Source organism: Microcystis sp. M49636_WE2 (genome assembly GCF_030065375.1).
GTDB lineage: Bacteria > Cyanobacteriota > Cyanobacteriia > Cyanobacteriales > Microcystaceae > Microcystis > Microcystis aeruginosa_C.
Genome location: NZ_JASJFG010001081.1, coordinates 1 through 7,297 on the forward strand (window position 1 = coordinate 1; position 7,297 = coordinate 7,297).

Genomic DNA, 7,297 nt, shown 5'->3' on the forward strand with positions numbered 1-7,297 from the left:
ATATCAGCAAAATTTCACAAATTAAAACCGAATTTAGCAATCATGCTTATAATCAGTACAGGATTCTTTATGTTGTGCTAAACTCAAGCCCTTGAGAGACAAAGCCCTAGTTGCGATGTCAGCGAGAACACATTTAGCAACTCCCTACCCAAACCGTTAGTCATAACACTCTGGTAATGCCCCGAATACTTGTAATCGATGATGATCCTGCAATCGCGGAATTAGTCTCCATCAACTTGGAGATGGCGGGTTATGACGTTAATCCCGCAGAGGACGGGATTAAAGGCCAGGCCTTGGCCGTCCAGTTACAACCCGATTTAATCATGCTGGATTTAATGCTGCCCAAAGTCGATGGTTTTACCGTCTGTCAGCGTTTGCGACGAGATGAACGCACGTCCGACATCCCGATTTTGATGCTCACAGCCTTGGGACAAACCCAAGATAAAGTGGAAGGTTTTAACGCCGGTGCCGATGATTACCTGACCAAACCTTTCGAGGTGGAGGAAATGTTAGCTAGGGTACGCGCTCTCCTCAGACGCACCGATCGCATTCCCCAAGCCGCTAAACACTCAGAAATACTCAGTTTTGGACCTTTAACCCTGGTTCCCGAACGTTTTGAGGCGGTCTGGTTTGAAAGTGTGGTCAAGTTAACCCATCTAGAATTCGAGTTACTCCACTGTCTTCTCCAACGTCACGGTCAAACCGTTTCCCCTAGTGATATTCTCAAGGAGGTCTGGGGATACGATCCCGATGATGATATCGAGACTATTCGCGTTCATATTCGCCATCTGAGAACGAAACTAGAACCCGATCCCCGCCACCCTCGCTATATTAAAACCGTTTACGGTGCGGGTTATTGTCTGGAGTTACCCACCAATGAACAGGTGGTGCTTGATTCATCGGCGGCAACGGTTTAAACAGGGAGCAATTGTCTAGATAGGCAATAGGGACAATTGTTTCCTCGCTCCTCCTCTTCAGATTGAGAAGGTTTGACCGGCGGTTCGGTTTTGATGGCTATGGCTGAGGCCTCTTTTTGGCCCTGACTATAACCAGGGGAAAACACCCCCAGCAAGTCAGGACAATGGCGGGAGTAACTATGGCTGGCTGAATAAATCTAAAAACCTTGTTGGGTAAGACTTTTAGACCTTTTAGAAATCAAAAAGTACCGCATCTGGGAGTGATCGGGGGGAAAATTCAGGGACTTTTTCCCTGAAAATCGGTAAAACCCTACACCCCACACCCCACACCCTGCCCCCACAAAAAACTTTTTGCCGCAAGTCCTAACTACTGGTCTAAGGTAAATCCGTCGCCCCCATCAAAAAGCGATCGCATTCCCTGGCGGCCCCGCGACCTTCATTAATCGCCCAAACTACCAAACTTTGACCACGACGACAATCCCCTGCGGCGAACACTTTCGGTAAGCTAGTGGCAAATTGACCGTGTTCGGCCTTGATATTGCTGCGGGCATCCTTTTCTAAGCCTAAATCATCGAGTAAAGGCTGTTCTGGTCCCAAAAATCCCATGGCCAATAGAACTAATTGCGTCGGGATGACTTTTTCTGTTCCTGCTACCGGTTGGGGGATAAACTGCCCTTTTTCGTTGCGTTGCCATTCCACCTGTACCGTGTGGATCCCTGTGACGTTACCCTCGCTATCCCCCTCGAATTTAGTCGCCGTGGTGGTATAAACCCGGGGGTCATCACCAAAACGCGCGGCTGCTTCCTCTTGTCCATAGTCCAGACGGTAGGTTTTCGGCCATTCGGGCCAGGGATTATCGGCGGCCCGTTCTCGGGGCGGTTGCGGCATAATTTCTAATTGGGTGACGCTACGGCAGTTATGACGCAGGGAAGTCCCCACACAGTCGGTTCCCGTGTCACCACCGCCGATAATTACCACGTCTTTACCCGCGGCCGAGATAAAATCCTCCCCCGGCTGTCCGTCTAATAGTGCCTTTGTATTAGCGGTGAGAAACTCCATGGCGAAGTGAATGCCCTTTAATTGGCGACCTTCGATGTTTAAATCCCGGGGTTTGGTGGCCCCGGTACAGATAACCACGGCATCGTATTCGTTTAATAGGTCTTGGCTGCTGATATCCTTGCCCACTTCCGTGTTACAGACCATTTTTACCCCTTCCTGTTCCAGCATCTGGAGACGACGCAGAACCACTTCTTCCTTATCTAACTTCATGTTGGGGATACCGTACATTAATAGTCCCCCGGGGCGATCGGCCCGTTCATAAACTGTCACCCAGTGACCGGCTTTATTTAACTGGTCGGCGGCTGCTAATCCAGCAGGTCCAGAACCGATCACGGCCACTTTTTTGCCGGTACGGATGGCGGGGGGATTGGCAGTAATCCAACCGGATTCCCAACCTTTGTCAATAATCGAACATTCAATATTTTTGATCGTAACGGGGGGATTATGAATACCGAGAACACAGGAACCCTCACAGGGGGCGGGGCAGACTCTACCGGTAAATTCGGGGAAATTATTGGTTTTATGGAGGCGATCGAGGGCTTCTCGCCACAATCCTCGATAGATTAAATCATTCCATTCGGGAATCAGGTTATTAATCGGGCAACCACTGGCCATGCCACTAATTAGGGTTCCCGTGTGACAAAATGGTGTACCACAATCCATACAACGGGCTGCCTGATTGCGGAGTTTATCTTCTGGCATGGGAAGATGAAACTCATCCCAATTATGAAGGCGATCGAGGGGGGTAAGTTCGGAAGGAAGTTCACGCAGGAATTCGATAAAGCCAGTCGGTTTGCCCATAGTCTTTTTTGTCTCTGTCGTTTATTCCCTATCTTCCTTCAGGGTTCGATCGATCCCCGCAACTTTACCGATTTCTTTAATAAAATCTGGGAGGGTGGGGCAAAGGAGAGATGCTCTTGGCTAGGATAAGACTAGGGGATTACCGATTGAGCTAGGTAAAAATTCGGGTACATTAACGGTTTTTCCATTGATAGGAGCTAGTTTTTCGAGGACAAAGTCAGGAACTTTGGCTTCTTGGCCTTTTACCTGACAACAATCGCGCAGGGCGATTAAAAAACCTTTGGGTGTGGTGTCTAGGTGTTTTAGCCATTCCCACCATTGACTATCATTATCCCGATAGAGGTCGAGCAGGTGCAAAGCCGCTAAATATTCAGCGATGGGATCGAGAGCGAAACGGAGACGATCTTGGGCAGGTCCGACGATTTGGATAAGATGTAGGCGTTGTTCCAGATATTTTAGGCGAATTTCTGCGGTATTATCGGCCAAAGCCAGCAAAATATCTTCAATTGCGGCGGTGTTCGGCTTATAGGTACTTTTCAAGCATTCCCAAGCCACAATTTTCGCTGTTTTCTGTACTATGCGATCTTCTAGTTTATCTTTGTGGACATCTCGATTCAGTTCGTTAACATAGTGAAGCATTAAATCGGGGACGTTATCGGGCAAGGAAGCGGTCAGAGTTTGGGCTGATTCCACTTTAGAGGCGATCATTTGTTCGGCATAAAGTTTCGCCAAGAGGAGGGTGATATTGCCGCGATCGACGATCTGAGATAGGTGACGACAGGCATCGAAGAATTCGGGATCGGGAAAGAGTTCTCGTTTGCCTCGTTCCCTCAGATAAGCATCCATGAAGGATGATAGGTGATTACCTTCAATCCGTAGGGGTTGAATGGTAGTTTTGACGACGTGACCAAGTACTTCCCGCGTGCGGGAGGTAATTAACAAAGCGTTGGCAGGACAATCGGGCATTTCCGGGCGGATGAGTTCGCGGGTTTCGGCGCTCATTTCCGAGAGATGATCGACAATAACGAGGATGCGTTGTTTTCTGAGCAGTTGTTCCAGAAGTTTGGCCGAAATGGGTTCAGTATCTTGTCCTAACTCGTCGTTGAGTTGTCCCAGAATCGCATCGGTAAAGGGACATTTATCGTGATCGGGATCGAGATCGTCTTCGATCAGTACCGGTAACATTCGATGTTTAAGGATTCGCTCGTTTTCGTCCTCGGACATCGCCCATTGGGCAATCTGACAGGCAAGACTGGTTTTGCCTGAACCGCCTTCACCCCAAATCAACAGGTGTTTTCGTGTGGCAAAGGTAGTTTGCAGGTGTTTGGGGGTGAGTTGGGCGATGGTCGTCCGGTCATTCAAAATGACCGGACTGGGAACGTGAACCAGCCGTTTTTCTACCGTATCTTTTTGTTGAAAGGCTTCTTGTACCGATTTGATGTGAACCCCGACCCAGGCATCTAAAACTCGTCCATGATATTTGAGGGGAGAGAGTAAACGTAAAAAAGTCACCGTTACAGAACCGATCGCGGAAACGAGCGGATTGCTAATCTTTGCTGAGGTTTCCAATGCCCCTAACAAACCTTCATCGAGTTTCAATAACCAGAGTGGTTTTAACCAGAACATTCCACCGCAGGAACTCAGTACAATCACCACGGCCCATGCCCAGGGATTTTTGAGTATATCGTGTAGGATAAACTGTTCTGCTTGGATCATTCTGAGAATCTCTAGCTGTTGCTCGGTTTTTCTAATCTCCTGTTCATAAAGAGACTGCTTCTCTTTCAGGGCTGCCAAGGCTTCATTCAAAGAATCGCTCGCTTTCTTAACATCGATTTTGTTGTTCCGGGCCTGATCGGGAAAACTCTGAGCGATCGCCGCTATCGCTTGAGCAGCTTTGGGCTGTTCTTCATCCAAAGCTTTGATCAGACTTTCGAGGGTTTTTTGATCGCCGTTGAAATCAAAAGTATCTTTTTGTGCTATTAGTATCCCCAAAGCGGCGGCAGCATCACCTCTGACTAACGGATTAGGATCGTTTTCTAGGATGTCATGCAGTTTAGTTAGGGTTTCGCGATCATTGCCCCCGATCTGTCCTAAAGCGGAAACGACATAGGAGCGTAGGGTATAATTTTGGTCGTCTAAAGCCGTGCGAAGTCTGGGGATAGTCTCTTGAAGAGCTTTACGAATCCCGCTATCTTGGCTATTTTGGGCGATTCTGCCTAAAGCATCGGCGGCTTCTTTGCGGACAACCCAAGAGGGGTCACCTAAAGCTTGATCAAAAAGTTCTACTAAAGCTAGGTCTGGTGTGACAATTTGTCCTAAAGCTTTGGCCGCACTGGCGCGCAGATGACTATTGGTATCTTGTTTCAGGATAGCTTCGAGTATCGGAATCACACCCGCATTTTTAGGTACATTTTTATCGGTAAAACTCAAGAGGGTTTCTATCGCTAATCCCCGCAGTTCATCGTTATTATCTGGGTTTTTTAGCACCTGTACCAGTTCATGGACTACGGGGGCTGCCCCAATACCTCGCAACGCCCAAATGACACTTTTACGCATTTCGGGGGGTTGAGAGGGATCGAGCAGCAGCTCTTTTAGTGGGAGTATGGCATCTTCTGCCCCTGTGCCGATGCCCCTCAAAACATAAGCGGCATTTTTCCTGACTTCTAAGGGTACGGTCGATTCTTGAACCGCGGCAATTACCGAACAGAAGATCGGCTCCTGTCGTTTTCCTTCCCAATCGCTCAGGGGATATAAGTCTTTACTCCATTGATTAACTATTTGTAACTGTTGTGACAAGGTTTTAGTCTTGATCTGTTCAATTTTAGATTTAACTTCTGGAGAATTTATTTGTTCCGGGGTACAGGTAACAGCCCCAGCACTACCGGAAGGATTTAAGAGGGAAACTAGGCTCAACAACGTGGCACTTAGCCCTGTCAACGGTGAATAACGGAGATGTTTATTCATGATTTTACATCCCAACCAAGATCAGACAAAAAGACTGCATTCTTAAGTCTTTAAATAAATAACTACCCTGCTCTACAGCCCATCTAAGCCTCGAACCCATTCTATCGTTATAATTTTTTTAAATCTCTAATACTTAACAATAATTAATAGATATTTGTTAAAATCAACGAAAAGATAAAGGCTCCCTCAAACTTGCTGGCACAACGAGAAGAACTATATCGCTCTTCTAGGACTCTAGGCAGAGAAATGATAGTAGCGAAAGACATAGATTTTAGCCATTAAACTACTTTGTTAGTACAAGGTGTCAAGGCGAGCCGTGATTGGGTTGTCGCTCTTGGAGATGTCTAATCTTCAGTAAATATTTTCTCGTATATTTTTTGGTCTAACCCAACTCGGTATGTCTATATATAAATGTGTTTTGCTTGTATTGCAGCTGTTTCACAAGTCATTTAAAACCCAGATTGGCAAACCCTAGTAATACAAAATCCTGTTTAAAAGGTATAGGGGAGCGGGGGGAAACAATCCATAACTGGGTTTTTACAGTTGGATTCCCAGTTAATCCCACTTCCCACTATCAAAAACGGATTTGCTATGAAACCCCCCTGAACGGTTACTTTTTATCTCTGTCGTTTATTCCCTATCTTCCTTCACAGTTCGATCGATCCTCGCAACTTTACCGATTTCTTTAATCTTATCTGAAACTCAGTGGACTAACAGGCGGTAATTTTGACCAATTCGGGAATTAACCGGTCTATTAGCGGCGACTATTGACCTAATTGAGTTAAAAACAGGCTATTTCAAGAGGAAGGGGGCAATTCTAAGGGGATAGCCCCGATTATTCCCTTCCGAAAATCATTGAGTAACTGCATGGCTGCCCTTTCTTTATCCTCTTGATATTTGAGATTGGCCAATTTTTCGATAAAATCTTCCCCGGTCATGTCTAGAGTATTCAACCCATAACGAGATTGTAAAAGTCCTTCATACTGTAATTCTATTAATAAATCGACAAAAGCCGCCGCTATCCTTTGGTTATCATAACCAGCATCCCCAATATCCTCACAGATAGCTAATTTCACCGCATCCTTTTGATTTTCTAAACGGGAAGGAATCACCCCCGGCGCGTCTAATAATTCTAAGGTGTCGGAAATTCGTACCCATTGTAATTGTCGCGTTACTCCGGCCCTGCGGGCGCTGGCGACGACTTTTCGCCCTAATAAACGGTTAATCAGGGCAGATTTGCCCACATTGGGAAACCCGATCACCACGGCGCGCACTGGACGCGGTAACATTCCTCTTATTTGACGTTTTTGGTTAATTTCATCGCCAATTTTTTCCGCCGCTTTGATAATTGCTTTAACTCTTTCTCCCTGTTTAGCGTTAGTAAAATAGACGGTTTCTCCTTGACTTTTAAACCATGTTACCCATTGTTGCTGGGCAGATTCGGGAATCATATCGAGACGATTTAAGATTAACAAGCGCGGTTTATTGCCAATCCAATCGTCCACCTGCGGATGATGGGAAGCTAAGGGAATGCGAGCATCGCGCACTTCTAAGAC

At 46.6% G+C, this 7,297-nt stretch carries 4 protein-coding genes; 1 reads left to right on the plus strand and 3 read right to left on the minus strand.

All coding sequences use genetic code 11. The annotated features are described in order from the left end of the window. Positions 1 to 176 precede the first annotated feature (176 nt). Positions 177 to 917, plus strand: coding sequence for a two component system response regulator RpaA (gene rpaA / locus PX484_RS25085; protein ID WP_002798623.1), 741 nt, complete (start codon positions 177 to 179; stop codon positions 915 to 917). 375 nt (positions 918 to 1,292) lie between these two features. Here rpaA and PX484_RS25090 read toward each other — a convergent pair whose 3' ends face one another. The 3 genes from PX484_RS25090 to ylqF all read right to left on the minus strand — a co-directional run. After that, entirely contained in the window at positions 1,293 to 2,777 is a 1,485-nt protein-coding gene (locus PX484_RS25090) for a glutamate synthase subunit beta (RefSeq protein ID WP_287764896.1), read from the minus strand. Between the two features lie 120 nt (positions 2,778 to 2,897). Beyond that, a complete protein-coding gene (locus PX484_RS25095) occupies positions 2,898 to 5,741 on the minus strand; it encodes a HEAT repeat domain-containing protein (RefSeq protein ID WP_149978307.1) in 2,844 nt (947 codons plus the stop codon). A 797-nt stretch (positions 5,742 to 6,538) separates the two neighbouring features. After that, positions 6,539 to 7,297 (minus strand): ribosome biogenesis GTPase YlqF (gene ylqF, locus PX484_RS25100; RefSeq protein ID WP_288106112.1); only part of this gene is annotated, 759 nt, incomplete at its 5' end.

Excerpts from the sequence above, each read along its gene's own strand:
- PX484_RS25095 (WP_149978307.1), bottom strand. The coding sequence starts at position 5,741 with ATGAATAAACATCTCCGTTATTCACCGTTGACAGGGCTAAGTGCCACG.
- rpaA (WP_002798623.1), top strand. The coding sequence starts at position 177 with ATGCCCCGAATACTTGTAATCGATGATGATCCTGCAATCGCGGAATTA.
- PX484_RS25090 (WP_287764896.1), bottom strand. The coding sequence starts at position 2,777 with ATGGGCAAACCGACTGGCTTTATCGAATTCCTGCGTGAACTTCCTTCC.